At 74.7% G+C, this 1,770-nt stretch carries 1 protein-coding gene; it reads left to right on the top strand.

The annotated features are described in order from the left end of the window. Positions 1 to 1,751: S-methyl-5-thioribose-1-phosphate isomerase (mtnA, locus tag FOE67_RS31005; protein WP_323385435.1), on the top strand; the 1,751-nt coding region annotated here is incomplete at its 5' end. Positions 1,752 to 1,770 lie beyond the last annotated feature (19 nt).

The raw sequence follows: 1,770 nt of genomic DNA on the forward strand, positions 1-1,770 counted from the left end.
CACTCCCCACCACCGGCATCCCACCCCGGAGGATCATGACCACCCACGCCGACCACCACCGGAGGCCGACCGTCGACGTCCCTCCCCCACCACCGGCGACCTCCCTGCGCTGGGCCGAGGGAGCCCTGGAGGTGATCGATCAGCGCGAACTCCCCCACCGCCTGAGTTGGTTGCGCCTTCGCACCGTGGACGAGGTGATCGCCGCCATCCGCTCGCTGGCGGTGCGGGGCGCTCCCGCCATCGGTCTGGCCGGCGCCTTCGGGGTGGTCCTGTCGGCCCGTCGGCACACCCGTGCCGACGGGCGCACCGACGAGGCCGCCGTGCGAGCCGACGCCGACCGCCTGGCAGCCGCCCGCCCCACGGCGGTGAACCTCGCCCGGGCCGTGTCCCGGATGCTCCCCCACCTTTCCCACGGGCCGGACGCGGTCCTGCTCGCCGCGCTGGCGGCCGTGGAGGAGGACGTGGCGGTCAACCGTCGATGCGCCCGCCGGGCCGCCGACCTGGTGGAGGAGATGCTTCCCATCGGCGGACTGCGGATCCTCACCCACTGCAACACCGGTCGGCTGGCCACCGCCGCCGTCGGCACGGCCCTGGGGGCCGTGCTCGAACTCGCGGGGCGCGGACGGATCGCGGAGGTCCTGGTCGACGAGACCCGACCGCTGTTCCAGGGTTCCCGCCTGACCGCCTGGGAGTTGGAGGAGGCCGGGGTACCGTACCGGCTGCTGCCCGACTCGGCCGCCGCGAGCGCGCTCGCCGGAGGGCTGGCGGACTGCGTCCTGGTGGGCGCGGACCGGATCGCGGCCAACGGTGACACCGCCAACAAGATCGGCACGTACGGTCTGGCCCTGGCCGCCGCCCGGCACGACGTCCCGTTCCTGGTGGTCGCCCCGGAGTCCAGCTGGGACCACACGCTGCCGGACGGCTCCGGCATCGAGGTGGAGGAACGCGGCGCGGATGAGGTCACCTCCCCGGGCGGCCGGCGTGTCGCCCCGGCTGGGGCCCGGGTCTTCAACCCCGCCTTCGACGTGACACCCCACCGATTCGTCACGGCCCTGGTGTCCGAGGAGCGACTGGTGCGTCCCGGGGCGCCCGCCCCCGCCCCCCACGAGCGGGAAGCGGTGACCCGCCCGGCCCGGGAACTCGCCTCGCACACCCGCGCGCTGTACGCGCGCGGGTGGCTTCCGGGGACGTCGGGCAACCTCTCGGTGCGTCTCCCAGGATCCGGCGACGAGATCCTGATCACCGGTAGCGGTGTGGACAAGGGCACGCTCTCGGCGGCGGACACCGTGGTGGTGGACACGCTGACGGGGCGGGCGGTGCGTCCGACGCCCGGGGCCCCGCGGCCCTCGGCGGAGACGGCCATCCACACCGCCGTCCACCGCGGCGTCCCCGGTGTCGGCGCGGTGGTGCACGCCCACCCGCCGTACGCCACGGCGGCGTCCCTGACCGCCGTCCACGGCGGGGAGCGGGGGGTGGGCCGGCTGCCGATCCGCGACCTGGAACTCCTCAAGGGGCTCGGGCTCACCGACCCCCGGGGCACGGAACTGCCCGTCTTCGCCAACCGGGAGCCGGTGGAGCTCATCGCCCGGGAGGTGGCGGAGCACCTCGCCCGCACTCCCGACGCGCCGCCGGCCCTACTGATCGCCGGCCACGGCGTCACCGTCTGGGGCCGGGACGCCGAACAGGCCCGCAACCGGCTGGAGTGCGTGGAGTCCCTGTGTCATCTGTTGCTGTCTCTTATACGCATCTGACGCTGCCGAGGAAGCTGCA

This window comes from Streptomyces calidiresistens (assembly GCF_014141525.1).
Taxonomy (GTDB): Bacteria; Actinomycetota; Actinomycetes; order Streptomycetales; family Streptomycetaceae; genus Streptomyces; species Streptomyces calidiresistens.